General features: G+C 72.1%; 11 protein-coding genes. 7 read left to right on the top strand and 4 right to left on the bottom strand.

Features of this window, described 5'->3' with window-relative positions:
• Nucleotides 1–75: 75 nt before the first annotated feature.
• On the top strand, nucleotides 76–1,620 hold the full coding sequence (locus tag HOO61_RS17415; protein WP_172260744.1) for a CHAP domain-containing protein: 1,545 nt from the start codon (nucleotides 76–78) through the stop codon (nucleotides 1,618–1,620).
• A gap of 97 nt (nucleotides 1,621–1,717) precedes the next feature.
• The gene (locus tag HOO61_RS17420; protein WP_172260746.1) at nucleotides 1,718–3,250 is read left to right on the top strand and encodes a helix-turn-helix domain-containing protein; all 1,533 of its coding nucleotides are present in this window, start codon (nucleotides 1,718–1,720) and stop codon (nucleotides 3,248–3,250) included.
• 13 nt (nucleotides 3,251–3,263) lie between these two features.
• Here HOO61_RS17420 and HOO61_RS17425 read toward each other — a convergent pair whose 3' ends face one another.
• The gene (locus tag HOO61_RS17425; protein ID WP_172260748.1) at nucleotides 3,264–4,505 is read right to left on the bottom strand and encodes an FAD-binding oxidoreductase; all 1,242 of its coding nucleotides are present in this window, start codon (nucleotides 4,503–4,505) and stop codon (nucleotides 3,264–3,266) included.
• Nucleotides 4,506–4,680: 175 nt separating this feature from the next.
• On the opposite strand from HOO61_RS17425, the gene HOO61_RS17430 reads away from it, so the two are divergent.
• Together HOO61_RS17430 and HOO61_RS17435 are read left to right on the top strand one after the other, a co-directional pair.
• Nucleotides 4,681–4,821 carry a hypothetical protein gene (locus HOO61_RS17430; RefSeq protein ID WP_172260750.1) on the top strand — a complete coding sequence of 47 codons (141 nt, stop codon included), beginning with the start codon at nucleotides 4,681–4,683 and terminating at the stop codon, nucleotides 4,819–4,821.
• Between the two features lie 396 nt (nucleotides 4,822–5,217).
• Complete coding sequence (locus HOO61_RS17435) at nucleotides 5,218–5,904, top strand: response regulator transcription factor (protein WP_172260752.1); 687 nt, start codon at nucleotides 5,218–5,220, stop codon at nucleotides 5,902–5,904.
• A 44-nt stretch (nucleotides 5,905–5,948) separates the two neighbouring features.
• On the opposite strand, the gene HOO61_RS17440 is transcribed toward HOO61_RS17435, so the two are convergent.
• Together HOO61_RS17440 and HOO61_RS17445 are read right to left on the bottom strand one after the other, a co-directional pair.
• A complete protein-coding gene (locus HOO61_RS17440) occupies nucleotides 5,949–8,486 on the bottom strand; it encodes an ABC transporter permease (RefSeq protein WP_172260754.1) in 2,538 nt (845 codons plus the stop codon).
• A 3-nt stretch (nucleotides 8,487–8,489) separates the two neighbouring features.
• Nucleotides 8,490–9,263 (bottom strand): ABC transporter ATP-binding protein, encoded by a 774-nt coding sequence (locus HOO61_RS17445; RefSeq protein WP_172260756.1) that lies wholly within the window; start codon nucleotides 9,261–9,263, stop codon nucleotides 8,490–8,492.
• A gap of 228 nt (nucleotides 9,264–9,491) precedes the next feature.
• Between HOO61_RS17445 and HOO61_RS17450 the strand changes: the two genes are divergently transcribed.
• On the top strand, nucleotides 9,492–10,814 hold the full coding sequence (locus tag HOO61_RS17450; protein ID WP_172260758.1) for a sensor histidine kinase: 1,323 nt from the start codon (nucleotides 9,492–9,494) through the stop codon (nucleotides 10,812–10,814).
• Nucleotide 10,815: 1 nt separating this feature from the next.
• On the top strand, nucleotides 10,816–12,849 hold the full coding sequence (locus HOO61_RS17455; RefSeq protein ID WP_172260760.1) for a histidine kinase N-terminal 7TM domain-containing protein: 2,034 nt from the start codon (nucleotides 10,816–10,818) through the stop codon (nucleotides 12,847–12,849).
• Nucleotide 12,850: 1 nt separating this feature from the next.
• On the opposite strand, the gene HOO61_RS17460 is transcribed toward HOO61_RS17455, so the two are convergent.
• Entirely contained in the window at nucleotides 12,851–13,222 is a 372-nt protein-coding gene (locus HOO61_RS17460) for a response regulator transcription factor (protein ID WP_172260762.1), read from the bottom strand.
• A gap of 205 nt (nucleotides 13,223–13,427) precedes the next feature.
• Between HOO61_RS17460 and HOO61_RS17465 the strand changes: the two genes are divergently transcribed.
• Nucleotides 13,428–14,684: an alpha/beta hydrolase gene (locus HOO61_RS17465; protein ID WP_172260764.1), complete on the top strand. Its 1,257-nt coding sequence runs from the start codon at nucleotides 13,428–13,430 to the stop codon at nucleotides 14,682–14,684.
• The last annotated feature ends 34 nt before the right edge of the window (nucleotides 14,685–14,718 follow it).

Genomic DNA, 14,718 nt, shown 5'->3' on the forward strand with positions numbered 1-14,718 from the left:
CTGCGGTACGTCGTTCGGCGCACCGTTCGCACGGCGCAGCTGTTCGCCGGGGTGCTCGCCCTCCTCCTGCTGGTCATGCCGTCCACGACCGGTCGCATCAGCCTCGTGTCGTCGACCTACCTCTGCCAGGGGTACCAGGGCTGCGAGGCGGCCGGCTACGGGAACGCCGGCTACCGGCAGGCCTCCTCGACGATGTACTGGCGGATGTACGCCGGGCACAACTGCACCAACTACGCGGCGTACCGCCTGATCCAGTCGGGCATGCCCGACGTCCGGCCGTGGGAGGGCAGCGGCAACGCGTCGAACTGGGGCGTGGCGATGGCCTCGATCACCGACCAGGTCCCCACCGTCGGCTCGATCGCCTGGTACAAGCCGCACGTGACACCGGCCGGTTCGGCCGGCCACGTCGCCTACGTCGAGCAGGTCGTCTCCGAGACCGAGATCATCGTCTCCGAGGACTACTGGGGCGGCGACTTCTACTGGCGCCGCATCACCAAGACCGGCGGTGGCTGGCCGAGCGGGTTCATCCACTTCAACGACCGCGTCATCCAGCCCACCTCGCCTCCCACCATCGCCGGCACGCCCATGGTGGGCGCCCCGCTCGAGGTGGCCGTCGGGGCGTGGACGCCCGCGCCCACGAGCATCGGCGTCCAGTGGCTCGCCGACGGTGCCGCCATCCCGGGTGCCACCGGGGCCGGCTACGTGCCGACGCCCGACGTCAAGGGCAAGACGCTGACGGCCCAGGTGACGGCGCAGCTCGACGGGTACACCCCCGGCGCGGCGGCCCTCGCCACCGCTCCCGTGGCACCTGGCACCTTCCAGCGCGCCCAGGAGCCCACCATCCAGGGTGCCCCCGAGGTCGGCACCACCCTGACACTGACCGCGCCGGCGTGGGCGCCGCAGCCCACGAAGGCCAAGACCCAGTGGTACGCCGACGGCAACGCCCTCTCCGGCGCCACCGGGACGACGCTGACCCTGACCCGCGACGAGATCGGCAAGCAGATCAGCGCGCGCGTCATCGCGAGCGCCAAGGGCTACAAGAAGTCGAGGGCGACCGCACCGGCGACCGCCCCGGTCCTGGCCAAACCGGTCACGCTCACGCGCCCGTCGCGGGTGAAGGGCACGCCCCAGGTGGGGGACCGCCTCGTCGTGAAGCCCGGTCGGGTCCGTCAGGCCGGCGCGACAGCCAGCTACCGGTGGCTGCGCGACGGGCGCCCCGTCGCCAAGGCCACGCGCCCCACGTACACGGTCCGTCGAGGGGACCTGGGCCGCAGCATGTCGGTCGAGGTCACCTGGAGCCGGCGCAACTTCCGCGACACGACGGAGGCGATCGCCGTCGCGTCCCCCGTCACGACCGTCCCGGAGGTGCGGGTCCGCCCCGAGGCCAAGCGCGGACGCGTGATCGTCGACATCCGGGTCAAGGCCGTGGGAGCCCCCAAGCCGGGCGGGGCGATCACCGTCGCCGTCGGCAAGCGGGTCGCCGAGGGCCAGGTCGTCGACGGGAGGGCGCGCCTGGTCGTGCGCGACGTCAAGCCCGGCACCCGGCCCCTTGTCGTGAGCTACGCGGGCACCGACGTCGTGCAGGCGGCGGTGTCGCGTACGACGGTCGCCGCACGCTGACGCAAGGGGTCCTGACGGCCTGACGACGACCGACGTCCCCGGACCGCGCGGTCGGCCGCTCGTCGTCAGCTGCGTCGCCGGGTGCGACAGTGGGCCCGTGATCACCGCCTCCGCCCTGTCTGACGCGCTGACCTCGGCCTTCGTCGAGCTCCTGCCGGGTGCCGAGCGGTCGGTGGTCGGGCTCGAGCTGGTCGAGCCCGGCGACGCGGTGCTGCTCGAGGCGGGCGACCTGGTCGTGCTGGTCGGCGCCCGCACGGAGGACGAGGTGGTGGAGGTCGTGCGGCGCGCGGCCCCGGCCTCGGGGATCGTCCTGCGCAAGGAGCAGGCGAGGAGCCTCCGGGTGCGAGAGCTCAGCCAGGAGCTCGGCCTGTCAGTGCTGGTGGTGGACGACGACGCTCCGTGGTCGTGGGTGGTGAGCCAGCTGCGCACAGCAGTCGACCGGCCGGCGGCGCTCGTGAGGCAACGCCGCGTCGACGTCCACAGCGACCTGTTCGAGATGGCCGACAAGGTCAGTGCCGTGCTCGGCGCCCCGGTCACCATCGAGGACGCCACCTCGCGCGTGCTGGCCTACTCCACCGGGCAGCTCGACGTCGACGAGGCTCGCACCTCGACCATCGTGGGCCGGCAGGTGCCGCGCGAGGTGCGCTCCCACTTCAGGGCGCTCGGTGTGTTCCGACGCCTGGCCAGGTCCGACGAGCCGTTCCTCGTTCCTGGCAGCGACACCGGCGTCCGGGCGCGCTACGTCGTCCCGGTCCGCGCCGGCGGTGAGTGGCTCGGCTCGGTCTGGGCCGTCGTCGACCAACCGGTGTCGGCGGAGCAGCAGCGCGAGGTCTCCACCGCCGCGCACGTCATCGCGCTGTACCTGCTCCGGTTGCGAGCCCAGAGCGAGCTGCAGCGCCAGGTCGAGCTCGACAACGTCCGGACCCTGCTCAGCACCCCGTCGGCCCAGCAGCCCGGCTGGCTCGCCGACGGCCCCTGGCGCGTCGTCACCCTGCGCGGGCCGGCCGGCCTGGACCCCGAGGCGCGCGGCGAGGTGTGGCTCGCGCTCGCGCGCCGCCACGGGTGGCGCCAACCGCTCGTGGCCGACCTCGGCGAGGCCGTCCACGCCGTCGTCGTGACGACCGGCGACGACCCGGGCAGCTGGTCGTGGCTGCAACGCCTGGTGGCACAGGAGGCCCGTCGGGGCACGCACGTGGGTGTCGTCGCGGGGAGCCGCACCGAGGACGTGGCCGGCCTGCCTGCCTCGCGCGCGCTCGCGGACGAGCTGGCGACCCTCGTGGCGCACGACGCGGCAGACCACGACGGACCGGTCCTCACCGTCGACGAACGCTGGGCCGACCTCGTCGTCGCGCGCGCCGTGGCGGGGCTCCACGGAACACCGTTGCCCTCGCCCGCGGCCGGCCTCGCGGGCAGCGAGCACGCCACCCTGCGTCACACCGTGCGAGCCGTCATCGACCACTGGGGCAACCCGCAGCGAGCCGCAGAGGTCCTCGGCGTGCACCCCAACACGGTGCGCTACCGGATGGCGCGGCTGGGTGAGGTGTGTGACGTCGACCTGCACGACCCGACGCAACGGCTGGCCCTGCGCCTCGAGCTCGAGACCATGCCGGGCGGCGCGGAGGTGCGCTGACCCGTGTCGCGACCTAGCGGGTGGGGGAGAAGGGCGCCAGCTGCGGTGGGGTCGATCCGGTGGCGATCTGGTGGGCGAGGAGCTTGCCGCTGACCGGGCCGAGCGTGATGCCCCACATGCCGTGACCGCCGGCTGCGAAGACCCGCGGCGACGCGGTGGCCCCGACCAGGGGCAGGCCGTCGGCGGTGCACGGCCGTGCCCCCACCCACTCGTCCTCGCGCTGGTCGAGGTGCGCGCCCTGGAGGAGCTGTCCGGCCTGGTCGACCAGCGCCCGGATGCGACGCGGGTCCATCGGGGCGTCGGGACGGCGGAACTCCATCATCCCGGCGATGCGGAGCCGGTCGCCCACCGGCGTGCACGCCACGCGCTGGGTGGGGAAGTACACCGGCCCGCGCGGCAGGGTGTCGATCTTGACGGTGAAGGAGTAGCCGCGGCCCGCCTGCACGATCCGGCGCACTCCGTGTCGGCGGCCCAGGTCGTTGAGCCGCGCCCCGGTCGCGAGGACGGCAGCGTCGTACGACGCGTCGCCGACGACCACCCCGTGCGCGGAGTGCCGGACCTCGCTGACGTGGACGTCCTCGCGGATGACGCCGCCGCGCGCCCGGAACGACTCCGCGATCGAGTGGACGTAGGCCGCGGGGTCGATGAAGCGCTCGTCGCGGATCCGGATGGCGAGCGAGGTGTCCTCGCTCAACGCCGGTTCGTCCGCGCGCGCGGACGCACCGTCGATGACGTCGTGGGCGACGCGCTGCCCGGACGCCTCGATGTGCTCGAACTCCGCCAGCAACCCGTCCGCGTCACGGGGCTCGCGGAACGCGGCGGTGAACGGCTCGGCCGCCCGGGTGCGCTCGCGGACGCCGCCTGCCTCCAGCTGGGCGAAGGAGTCCAGTGCGTCCCGGTTGAGGGGGACGAGGGCCTGCATCGCCTTCTCCCACCGGCTCGTCGTGCAGTTGCGCGCGAACTGGGCCAGGAACCGGAACAGGCGGGGATCGAGCGTCGGGGGGACGTAGACGGGCGAGGAGGCGTCGAGGAGCGCCCGGACGCCGTAGCGGAGCACCCCCGGCTCGGGCAGCGGCACCGCCATGCTGGGAGTGAGCCAGCCCGCGTTGCCCCAGCTCGACCCCGCGGCGACACCCCCCTCGTCGAGGACGGTCACCTCGACGCCGTGCTCCTGCAGGAACCACGCCGTGGACAGTCCGACCATGCCGGCGCCCAGCACGACCACGCGCTGCGGCGCCCTCGTCTTCTCGCTCATGGCACTGATCGTCGCCCACGGGCCCCCGGAGCGCGTTGTGCGTCCGCCACGACGGATCGACGCTCGGTTGTCCGCCGAGCACAGGCCGGGTGGATGCCCACCTGTCTAGGGTGGTGACGACGGCCCGGCCACGCCGCCCGGGGGCGTGATCGCGACGCGCGGACGGAGGTGCGGCATGGAGGCCCAGCTCGCTGCGACACGCGTGCCGACCGGTGCCGCCCTGGCGGCGTTGCGGCTCAGCGAGGAGGCTCGCGGCGTCCGCGGCCTCGACGTGCTGCGACGCAGCGTCGACCGCGCGCCGCCCGTCCTGCCCTGACCGCAGCGCCCACCCGCCGGCCCGCCTCGACGGCCGCCGGTGCCGCAGGCTGCCCCGGCGCCGCGCGCACCTGTCGGAGCGTCGCAGGCGCATCGGCCTGCGACCTGACGACTCGCAAAGGACATCGACGTGCGTACGCACACCCACCAGCACTCCCGGGCCACCCCCGTGCCCCGCTCCACACCGCCGGAGCACCTGCCCGACACCGACCACGCTCCCGCCGCGTGGGACGGGTTGAAGATCGCGGACGCGCGACCGGGCCCGGTCGGGACCGCACCTCCTACAGGGCCCCGACCCCTCGACACAGGGCAGGGGTCACGTTCGTGACTGCCGTTCCGCTGCTCGGCGGCAGCAGTCTGACCTGCGGGCATCCTCTGGCCGGGATACCGTCGTTCCATGAGGCTGCGCGTGGTCTTCGCTGACGACAACTACCTGGTGCGCCAGGGCACAGCCGCCTTGTTGGCCACGTCGGACCAGGTCGAGCTCGTCGACACCGTCGCCGACCCGTCCTCGTTGATGGCCTCGGTCGATCAGCACCAGCCGGACGCCGTGCTGACGGACATCCGCATGCCCCCTTCGTTCACCACCGAGGGCATCGAGGCCGCTCGACAGATCCGTGCGAGGCATCCCGGGGTCGGCGTCGTCGTCCTGTCGCAGTACGTCGAGGCGGACTACGCCTTCGAGCTGCTCAAGGACGGCGTCGCAGGGCTGGGCTACTTGCTGAAGGAGAGGGTGTCTGAGGTCGCGGAGCTCGTCCGGGCCCTGTACGAGGTGTCTCGCGGCGGGTCTGCGCTCGACCCGAAGGTGGTCGAGGGATTGCTCCAGCGCAGCACGTGCCAGTCCTCCTCTCCGCTGCTCGGGCTCACAGAGCGGGAGTCAGAAGTCCTCCAGCAGATGGCCATGGGGCGGAGCAACTCCGCGATCGCCACGACGCTCTTCATGAGCGAGCGCGCGGTGGAGAAGCACATCACGGCGGTCTTCCAGAAGCTCCAGCTGAGCGAGGAGTCCGAGGTGAACCGCCGTGTGACCGCGGTGCTGACGTACCTCGAGGCGGGCGGCACCACCGGCCCTCCGAGGACGTGACGAGGGCCCTCCCGGCATCAGCCGGGAGGGCCCCCGCGTCCGGCTCAGTCGCTGACGACCGCCCGGAGCACATCCACGTCGGACGCCCTGCGAGCCGGCCCGATCGCCGCGAGCACCCCGGCCAGACCGGCTGCCACGACATAGAGGGCGAGCTGGGGAACCGGCACGGCGATCTGGTCGATCCCCATGTCGGCCAGGGCCCGGCTCAGCGACAGGCCGAGGCCGATGCCGAGCACGGCGCCGAGCAGCGCTCCGATGGCGGAGATCACCACCGACTCCCAGCGAACCATGGCCCGCACCTGTCCCCGCGTCATGCCGACCGCTCGCAGCAGTCCCAGCTCGCGGGTGCGCTCGAAGACCGACAGCGCCAGGGTGTTGACGATGCCCAGAAGAGCGATCACGACCGCCAGCAGGAGCAGCACCGTCACGAACCCGACGAGCTGGTCGATGAGACCACCCATCGCGCCCTGGAACTCCTCTTGGTCCATCACGGTCGCGTCGGGTTGTTCGGCCAGAGCCTCGGCGATGCGGTCGTGGACCGCGGTCACGTCCTCGCCGTCCGCGACGAGCACCATGGCGGTGCCCTCGAGGCGGTCGGGGAAGTACGCGGTGTGTGCGGACCCGGTGATCACGTAGTCGGTGTTGACGAACCCCTCGCCGTCGTAGATCCCCTCCACCCGCAGCTTCGCGCTCCGCTCGCCGGGGAACGCGCCGCGGATCGTGTCTCCGACCTCCCAGCCCTGGGTAGCGGCGAGGTCCTCCTTGACGAGCACGCCGGTGTCCGTCAGGTCCACGGCTCTGCCTTCCACCATGCCCATCTCGAGAGCGCTCTCGACCGTCCCGGGGTCGACGGAGGTGAACTGCCCTTCCTTGCCCTCGAAGAGTCCCGCGCCGAAGGATGTGGGCGACACGAGGTCGACGCCGTCGACGGCTCGCACCAGGTGCACGACCTCGGGGCTGTACCCGGGGGCGTCGTTGGTCGGCGTCAGGACGTACAGGTCCGCCTTGGTGGAGTTGGCGAGGACGTCAGTGAACGACGCCTTCAACGACGCGGCGAAGACTGCGACGGTCACCACCATGGTCAGGCCGATCACCAGGGCCATCGCGGTGGAGGCGGTGCGCTTGGGATTGCGCATCGCGTTCTGGCGGGCCAGGTCGCCCGCCAGGCCGCGCATGCGGAGGGGCCAGCCCACGGCCGCGGCGAGGGATCGCATGAAGAGGGGCGCCAAGGTCGTGATGCCCAGGACCGCTCCGACCACGCCGACCCCGATGAAGGCGGGGTGGGCCGGCCCGAACAGCGCCAGCAGCAGCCCCACCACGCCGCCGGTCGTCAGCACGGCGCCGATGCCCAGCCGCACCATCGAGAACCGCGGCGCAGCGGGAACGGCGTCCCGCAGTGCTTCGACAGGAAGCACCTTGGTCGCCCGGCGCGCGGGCGTCACGGCTGACACCACGGTGATGACGGTCCCGACGACGAGACCGGCCAGAATCGTGACGGGGCGGACCTCCAGGGGGGCCGTGGGCAACGAGAACCCGAGACCCTCCATCAGACCGGTGAGGGCCCGCGCCATCCCGACCCCGAGGGCGATGCCCGCCATGGAAGCGACGAGGCCCAGGAGGACCGCCTCCCCCAGGATGGTGCGCATCACCTGTTGCCGGGTCGCGCCGATGGCACGGAAGAGCGCGAGCTCCCGCGTGCGCTGCGCGACCTGCATGGAGAACGTGTTCCAGATGATGAAGGACCCCACGAAGAGCGCGATGCCGGCGAAGGCCATCAACGCGTAGGTGAAGAACCCGAGGCCCTCCTTGGCCGACTCCGAGCGCTCCTCGGCGACGGCGGCACCGGTCACCGCCTCGACTCCCTGGGGGAGCGCCTCGCCGATCCGGCGCGCGAGCTCGTCGTCGGAGACGTGGTCGGCGGCCGCGGCGACGATGGTGTCGAAGGTCCCGTCGTGGCCCATGAGCCTCTGCGCGGTCGCGGACTCGAAGTAGGCGACCGACGAGCCGCCGAGGTCGTCGGCGTCGCCGTAGCCCACGATGCCGACGACCGTGAACGTCTGTGCGGGTCCCCGGAACATGATGCGCACCTGCGACCCGATGCCGAGGTCGCCCTCGGCCGCGGAGGTGGCGTCGATGGCCACCTCGTCGGGGGCCTCAGGGGCGCGACCGTCGCGAAGCTCGCTGACGCCGCGCAGCTCGACGCTCTCGGCCAGGTTGGTGCCGATGGCCGGTGCGCCGCTGGGCTGCATCGGCTTGCCGTCGGAGTCGGTGAGGAGCGCGTAGCCCTCCACCCGGCCCTCGGCGGTGGCGACGCCGTCGACCTGACCCACGTCCTCGACGAGCGACGCGCGCACGGGACGCCGATTGGCCCCGGCGTCCGGCTGCTTCTCGTCCACGTCGCTGCGGATGATGGTGTCCGTCCCCGAGCTGGCGCTGGCGAAGAGATCGTCGAACGCAGTCTGCATGCTGTGGCTCAGCATCAACGTGCCTGCCAGGAAGGCCACCCCCAGGGCGATCGAGGCGGCGGTGAGGAGCAGCCGGAGCTTGTGCGCCAGCATCCCCTTGATCGTTGCAGTCAACATGGTTCAAGCTCCTAGCTTCTTCATGTACTCGAGGACCTCGTCAGAGGTGGGGTGATGCATCTCGTCGACGATGTCGCCGTCGCTGAGGAAGAGGACCCGGTCCGCGTGCGCGGCGGCGGCCGGGTCGTGGGTGACCATGACGACGGTCTGGTCCATCTCGCGGACGGCGTGCTGCAGGAAGCGCAGCAGCTCCTCGCCGGATCGTGAGTCGAGCGCGCCGGTGGGCTCGTCGGCGAAGACGATGTCCGGCTTGCCGGCGAGGGCCCGTGCCGCGGCTACTCGTTGCTGCTGCCCGCCCGAGAGCTCGGAGGGCCGGTGCGAGAGACGCCCGCCGAGCCCGACGGTCTCGACGATCGACTGCACCCAGAGCGGGTCCGGTCGCCGGCCCGCGATCTTCGACGGCAGTGCGATGTTCTCGGCTGCGGTCAGCGTCGGCAGCAGGTTGAACGCTTGGAAGATGAACCCGATCCGGTCCCGCCGCAGCAGGGTCAGCTGCTTGTCGCTCATGGCGGTGACGTCCGCGTCACCGATGAAGATCTCCCCGCTCGTGGGACGGTCGAGTCCCGCGAGCACGTGCAGAAGGGTGGACTTGCCGGAGCCTGAGGGTCCCATGATCGCGGTGAACCGTCCGGCCTCGATCGTGACGTCGACGTTGTCGAGCGCCAGGACGCCTGCGTCCCCCGCGCCGTAGGATTTCGTGACGCCGACGGCACGTGCGGCCGCCATCGTCCTCGGGCCCGCGGTCGTGGTCGTGGTCGTGGTCGTGGTGCTTGTCATTGTTCTTCTCCTGGGTCAAGGCGACCGGTCACCCGACCGGCTCTCCTCAATTGCAGGCGCTGTCGAGGGCCTGGAGGAGGGGGCCGTGCGCATTCCGGTGAGGGTCCACCGCATGACCCGCGCGCGGCCCCGCCGCGGTCACCCGACCCCTCGACGTGCGGCTGACCCACCCCTGCCGGGCGGTCACGCGCCTGACCCGACCGGGCCGGGGAGGGCGACACTTGACCCATGGGCAACTTGGGCACGCTGAGCGCTGTCGCCCGGCGCGGCGACTCGCTCGCCGGTTGGGCCGCCGCAGCCGTCCTGACCGTGGCGGTCTACGTGGTGATGGTCGTGGTCGGCGGACAGCTGGTGGGGCGCACCGGCACGCCCGACCTCGCCCTCTCCGTCCTGGCGACCTTGGTGGTCGCGGGCGTGCTGGAGCCGGTCCGGGCCCGTGCACAAGCGTATGCCGCCCGACGCCTGAGCCCTGCGTCCTCCTCCCCCTACGACCTCTTGGCCGACTTTCCCCGGCAGCTGGCCGCTCCGGGGAGCCATCGACAGGCGCCCGCGGTCATCGCGCGGATGCTTGCGACCGGCCTCGGCGTGCAGTGGGCCCAGGTGTGGGTCCTGACGGGGGACCGGCTGAGTCTGGTCGCCACCTATCCCCGGGGCGACGGGCAGGACGAGCCTCCGCCCTCGCTCTACGACAACCACCCGCACGGCGTCGTGCGCTCGGTCACCGTGGCGCACGCCCAACGGCCACTGGGCGTCCTGCGGGTGCGGGAGGACCCGTCCCGTCCCATGACTCCGGTCGAGGAGCGACTGCTGGGCGGCCTGGCCGCCCAGGCGGGAATGGTCCTGGAGACCGCGCAGCTGCGGGAGGAGCTCTCCCTGCGGCTGGAGGAGCTGAGCAGTCGGGAGCTCCAGCTGCGTCGGACCCGCGAACGGCTCGTGACAGCTCAGGACAGGGAGCGTCGTCAGCTCGAGCGGGACATCCATGACGGGGCGCAGCAGCAGCTGGTGGCCATCGCCATCAACCTGAAGCTCGCCGGAGCGCTGCTCGAAACCGACACCGCCCAGGCATACCGAGTCCTCGAGGAGCAGGCGGACGCCGCCGCCGACGCCGTGCGCAATCTCTCCGACCTGTCCGCCGGTCTCCTGCCCGAGTCCTTGGGGCGAGAGGGGTTGGCGGGCGCCGTACGAGCGGCGACGGCGAACAATCCGGTGCCGGTGCAGGTGCACCCCTCGTCCCTCGAGCGGCTGGCGCCGGCCGTCGAGGCGACCCTGTACTTCTGCGTGCTGGAGGCGGTCCAGAACGCGACGAAGCACGCGGACGCCCGTCGCATCGACGTCCGGCTGGTCGCGGAGCACGCGCGGACCACCGTCGAGGTCCACGACGACGGTCGAGGGATTGCCCCCGCCCGGCCGGATGGCAGTGGCCTGGCGAACCTGCGGGAGCGGGTCACCGCTCTGGGCGGAGAGCTCACCGTCGACGGGACGGGCGGTGAGGGGACCACGGTCCGAGTGACCCTCCCGCACGTCGCGCCGGCAGAGCGCGGGGTGGCGTGACATGCGGGCACGACTGGCGAGAGGTCTGTTCGGCCTGACCCTGCTGGTGAGCGTGGTCCACGTCTTGCTCCTCGCTTCGTCCGAGCGTTCGATGTTCCACACGGACGTGATCAGCGACGGCTTCCCGCTCGTCACACTGGGCGCCATCGCCGGAGCGGGGGTGGGCGCCGTCATCGTCTCCCGCTACCCCGGACACGTCATCGGTTGGCTGCTGGTGGTGGGACAGCTCGTCAGCGAGCTCGGCCTGATGCTGCGCGCCTACGGCCACAACGTCCTGGCCGGTGAGCTCGGCAGCGCACCGGGGGGAGAGGTCGCGAACTGGCTCTCCCTCCAAGCCGGGGGACTCTTCGTCGTCGCGCTCCTCACGATCCTCTTCCTGCTGGCGCCGGACGGTCAGCCGACCTCCCGCTGGTCGCGCCGCGCCGTGGCCCTTCCTCTCCTGGGCCTGGCGATCAACACGCTGGCCATCTGCACGGTCCCGCCGAGCCGGCTCGACGCCGACGCCCAGCTCGAGAGCCACCCCGGCCGCCTGCTGGAGGTGGCGCTGGTCGCGGCGTTCCTCCTCGTCAGTGCCGGGGCGGTGGCCGCCGCCGTGCTGCTGTTCCGCCGGCTCCGACGCGCCACCGGCGACGAACGGGCCCAGCTTCGCTGGGTGGCCGTGGCTGCGATCGTCCTGGCCTTCGGAGTCGTGGTCAACGTCGGTCTCGCCGCGCTCCCCACTTCCGTCTGGTTCCAGCCGTTGCCGGTCATGGTCGGCTACCTCTCCATCCCGTTCTTCCTGGGCATCGCGATCCTGCGTTACCGGCTCTACGAGATCGACGTGTTCCTCAACCGCGCCATCGTCATGGGCGTGCTCACCGGGATCGTCACGGTCGGCTACGTAGGGCTGGTCGTGGCGATCGGCCGGGTCTTCCCGATGACCGACGGGAAGGTGTGGCCCTCGATCCTCGCGACCGCGCTGGTGGCCGTCGCCGCCCAACCCTTGCGGGCCCGCGTCGGGCGGATGGCCGGCCGGATCGTGTACGGCGCGCGGGCTGCGCCGTACCTGGAGCTCGCGAGCTTCAGCAGCCGTCTGCAGGAGGCGCCCAGCACCCAGGAGCTGCTCCGCCGGGTGAGCGAGGCCGTCGGCGACGCGGTCGGTGCCCGCAGCACCACGATCCGCGCCGAGGTCCCGGGAGGGCCTGCCAGTCTGGTGACCTGGCCGGAGCACGTCACCGGTGCCTCCGGGCCGGCCTCCACCTTGCCAGTCATCGAGCAGGGCGAGCGACTCGGGGAGCTGACGGTGACGATGCCTCCCGGAAGATCGCTGCGGGCCGATGACCAGCGTCTGCTCGCCGACTTCGCGGTGCAGCTGGGACGCGCCTTCCGCAACATCAGCCTCGAGTCGGCTCTGGCCCAGCGTTTGAAGGACCTGCGCGCCAGCATGGAAGACCTCGAAGCCTCCTCCCGACGTCTCGACCTCGCCCAGGAGCTCGAGCGACAACGGTTCGAGTCCGACCTCGCCGAGAACGTCGTACCGCACCTGCGCGTGGTGGAGGGGCAGGTCAGGGAGATCCTGGCCGCGGGCCCCCCAGACGCCACTACACGGCATCGCTTGGACGGGCTGCACCGGGAGGTGCAGGTCGCCCTCGAGGCGCTGCGTACTCTGACGCGGGGCGTATTTCCTGCGCAGCTTGCCCGTCTGGGGCTGTCGGCGGCGCTCACCGGGCTGCTCTCGCGGACGGGGATGGGCACGCTCGTGGGTGACCTACAGCCCGGACGTCGGTTCGAACCCGCGATCGAGAGCGCCGCCTACTTCTGCGTCGCGGAGGTCCTGCGCGTCGTCGGCTCCGGCATCGAGGTGCGCATCGAGGAGGGTGAGCAACGCCTCTCGCTGACGATCCGGGCGTCCACACCGGCCCCGGAGCCGCAGAGGCTGCTGCACCTGAGCGACCGCGCGGCGGCGCTGTCCGGACAGCTGACACTGCCACGCGAGGGTGGGCAGACCGTCGTGTCCTTGGACCTGCCCGTGACCCTGCCGATGCCCACCCCGTGACTCAGCCGGCTGACTCGCGCCAGACCTGGCGCAGCCGGGCAGAATCGAAGTCGGCCTTGGCGAGGTAGGCGTGCGCCCCACACTCGAGGGGGTCAGCGCCCAGCTCGGTCAGCTCGTAGGTGGAGAGCAGGACGACGACGGGCGACGGCTCCAGCTGCTTGATCCGGCGCGTCGCCTCCAGCCCGTCGATGCCGGGAAGGTTGACGTCCATGAGCACGAGGTCCGGACGGTGACGGAGCACGGAGGTCAAGGACTGCTCGCCGTCGCTGGCGTAGCCGACCAGCTCGAAACCTTGGCTGGCGTCGACGACCGCTCCGGCGGCGCGGCGGAACGGCTCCTGGTCGTCGACGACCACCACGCGCACGTCCGCCATCCTGAACCTCCTGCTCACAGCCTGCCGGATCCTGCGGCGCGCGCGCAGGGTGGTTCCCGCACGACGTCCGGGCGGGTTCCCACCCGATGACGTGCGGACCGCGCCTGGAGCGTGAGCGGTCAGCCCGGTCCCTCCGAGCGGCCGCGACACCTAGCGTCGATGGCGAGCCAGGACCGTCCCGGCTCACTCGATGCAGGAGAAACCGATGACCTCGTCGAAGCCGTCGTGGCGCACTGACCGCCCCTTTCTCGTCTTCCTCGCCGGCACCGTCGCCGGGCTCGTGCACGCCCTCGACGACGCCGTGTTGCACCGCCAGCCGGGCGTCCCGGGCGACCAGCACCTGCTCGCGTTGGCCGTGGTGTCCGTCGCAGCGGCGGTAGCCCTGTGGTGGTTCCGCCATGCGGGCACCGGCGTCCGCGCCATGCTGGCCCTCGTCGTGGGTGCAGTCACCGTGGCCAACGGCGCGATGCACGTCATGCACGTGGCCGTCAGCGACTCCATCTCGGGCAGCGATGTCACCGGGATGATCGCGGCAGTGTTCGCCGCCGCGCTGCTGGTGATGGCAGCGCTCCTGCCGCTGCTCCACCGCGGCGAGCGGGGGACCACACGGCGCCGTACGTGGGCCGTCAGGGTGCTCGTCACGAGCGCCGTGGTGTTGGGCGTCACCTTCGTGCTGATGCCGGTGGGGGTCGGCATCGGCCAGACGCACCTCTTCAGGTCTCCGGTGGGGGACCCACCGGACGACCGTTTCCGGCCCGTCAGCTTCGACTCCTCGGACGGCCTGTCGCTGTCGGGCTGGTACGCGCCCTCGCAGAACGGGGCGGCCGTGCTCCTGGTCAGCAGCGCCCGGGGCGACCGGAGCGCCGCTGTCGACCACGCCGCAATGCTGGCCGACCACGGCTACGGCGCGCTGCTGTACGACGCCCGGGGCACGGGCCGCAGCGAGGGCACGCCCAACGGCTATGGCTGGGGATGGGGGGATGACGTCGCCGGGGCCCTCGACTACCTCGAGGCCCGCCGGGACGTCGACGCCTCCCGGATCGGCGGACTGGGGCTCTCGACCGGCGCCGACGTGCTGATCGAGGCCGCCGCACACGACCGAAGGCTGTCGGCGGTGGTGGCGGACGGTGCAACGATTCGCTCGCTGGCCGACATCCCGCCGGAGCAGGCGAGCAACGTCGCAATGATGGCGCCGGTGCTGGCCACGGCGCAGTTGTTCTCCGGAGAGTCGCCCGGCGACCCGTTGGTCGAGCTGGTGCCACAGGTCGCCCCCACGCCGCTCCTCCTCGTGGCGACCGGGTCCTTGGCCGGTGAGCTGGATGTGAACGAGCGGTACGCGGAGGTCGCGGGACCGGGCACGGTGCTCTGGGCGCTGCCGGAGGCAAGGCACACGGCGGCGATCCACGACGAAGCGGCGGAGTACGAGCGCAGGGTCGTGGCGCACTTCGAGGACGCCCTGTGAGCCAGCCACTACGAGATCGCCGACAGTGGCCTGT

It is taken from the genome of Nocardioides sp. zg-1230, assembly GCF_013155335.1.
Classification (GTDB): Bacteria; Actinomycetota; Actinomycetes; order Propionibacteriales; family Nocardioidaceae; genus Nocardioides.

What these genes read in the sequence shown, in the direction of transcription:
- HOO61_RS17415 (WP_172260744.1), top strand. Translation starts at nt 76, where the DNA reads ATGCCGTCCACGACCGGTCGCATCAGCCTCGTGTCGTCGACCTACCTC.
- HOO61_RS17425 (WP_172260748.1), bottom strand. Translation starts at nt 4,505, where the DNA reads ATGAGCGAGAAGACGAGGGCGCCGCAGCGCGTGGTCGTGCTGGGCGCC.
- HOO61_RS17430 (WP_172260750.1), top strand. Translation starts at nt 4,681, where the DNA reads ATGGAGGCCCAGCTCGCTGCGACACGCGTGCCGACCGGTGCCGCCCTG.
- HOO61_RS17435 (WP_172260752.1), top strand. Translation starts at nt 5,218, where the DNA reads ATGAGGCTGCGCGTGGTCTTCGCTGACGACAACTACCTGGTGCGCCAG.
- HOO61_RS17440 (WP_172260754.1), bottom strand. Translation starts at nt 8,486, where the DNA reads ATGTTGACTGCAACGATCAAGGGGATGCTGGCGCACAAGCTCCGGCTG.
- HOO61_RS17445 (WP_172260756.1), bottom strand. Translation starts at nt 9,263, where the DNA reads ATGACAAGCACCACGACCACGACCACGACCACGACCGCGGGCCCGAGG.
- HOO61_RS17450 (WP_172260758.1), top strand. Translation starts at nt 9,492, where the DNA reads ATGGGCAACTTGGGCACGCTGAGCGCTGTCGCCCGGCGCGGCGACTCG.
- HOO61_RS17455 (WP_172260760.1), top strand. Translation starts at nt 10,816, where the DNA reads ATGCGGGCACGACTGGCGAGAGGTCTGTTCGGCCTGACCCTGCTGGTG.
- HOO61_RS17460 (WP_172260762.1), bottom strand. Translation starts at nt 13,222, where the DNA reads ATGGCGGACGTGCGCGTGGTGGTCGTCGACGACCAGGAGCCGTTCCGC.
- HOO61_RS17465 (WP_172260764.1), top strand. Translation starts at nt 13,428, where the DNA reads ATGACCTCGTCGAAGCCGTCGTGGCGCACTGACCGCCCCTTTCTCGTC.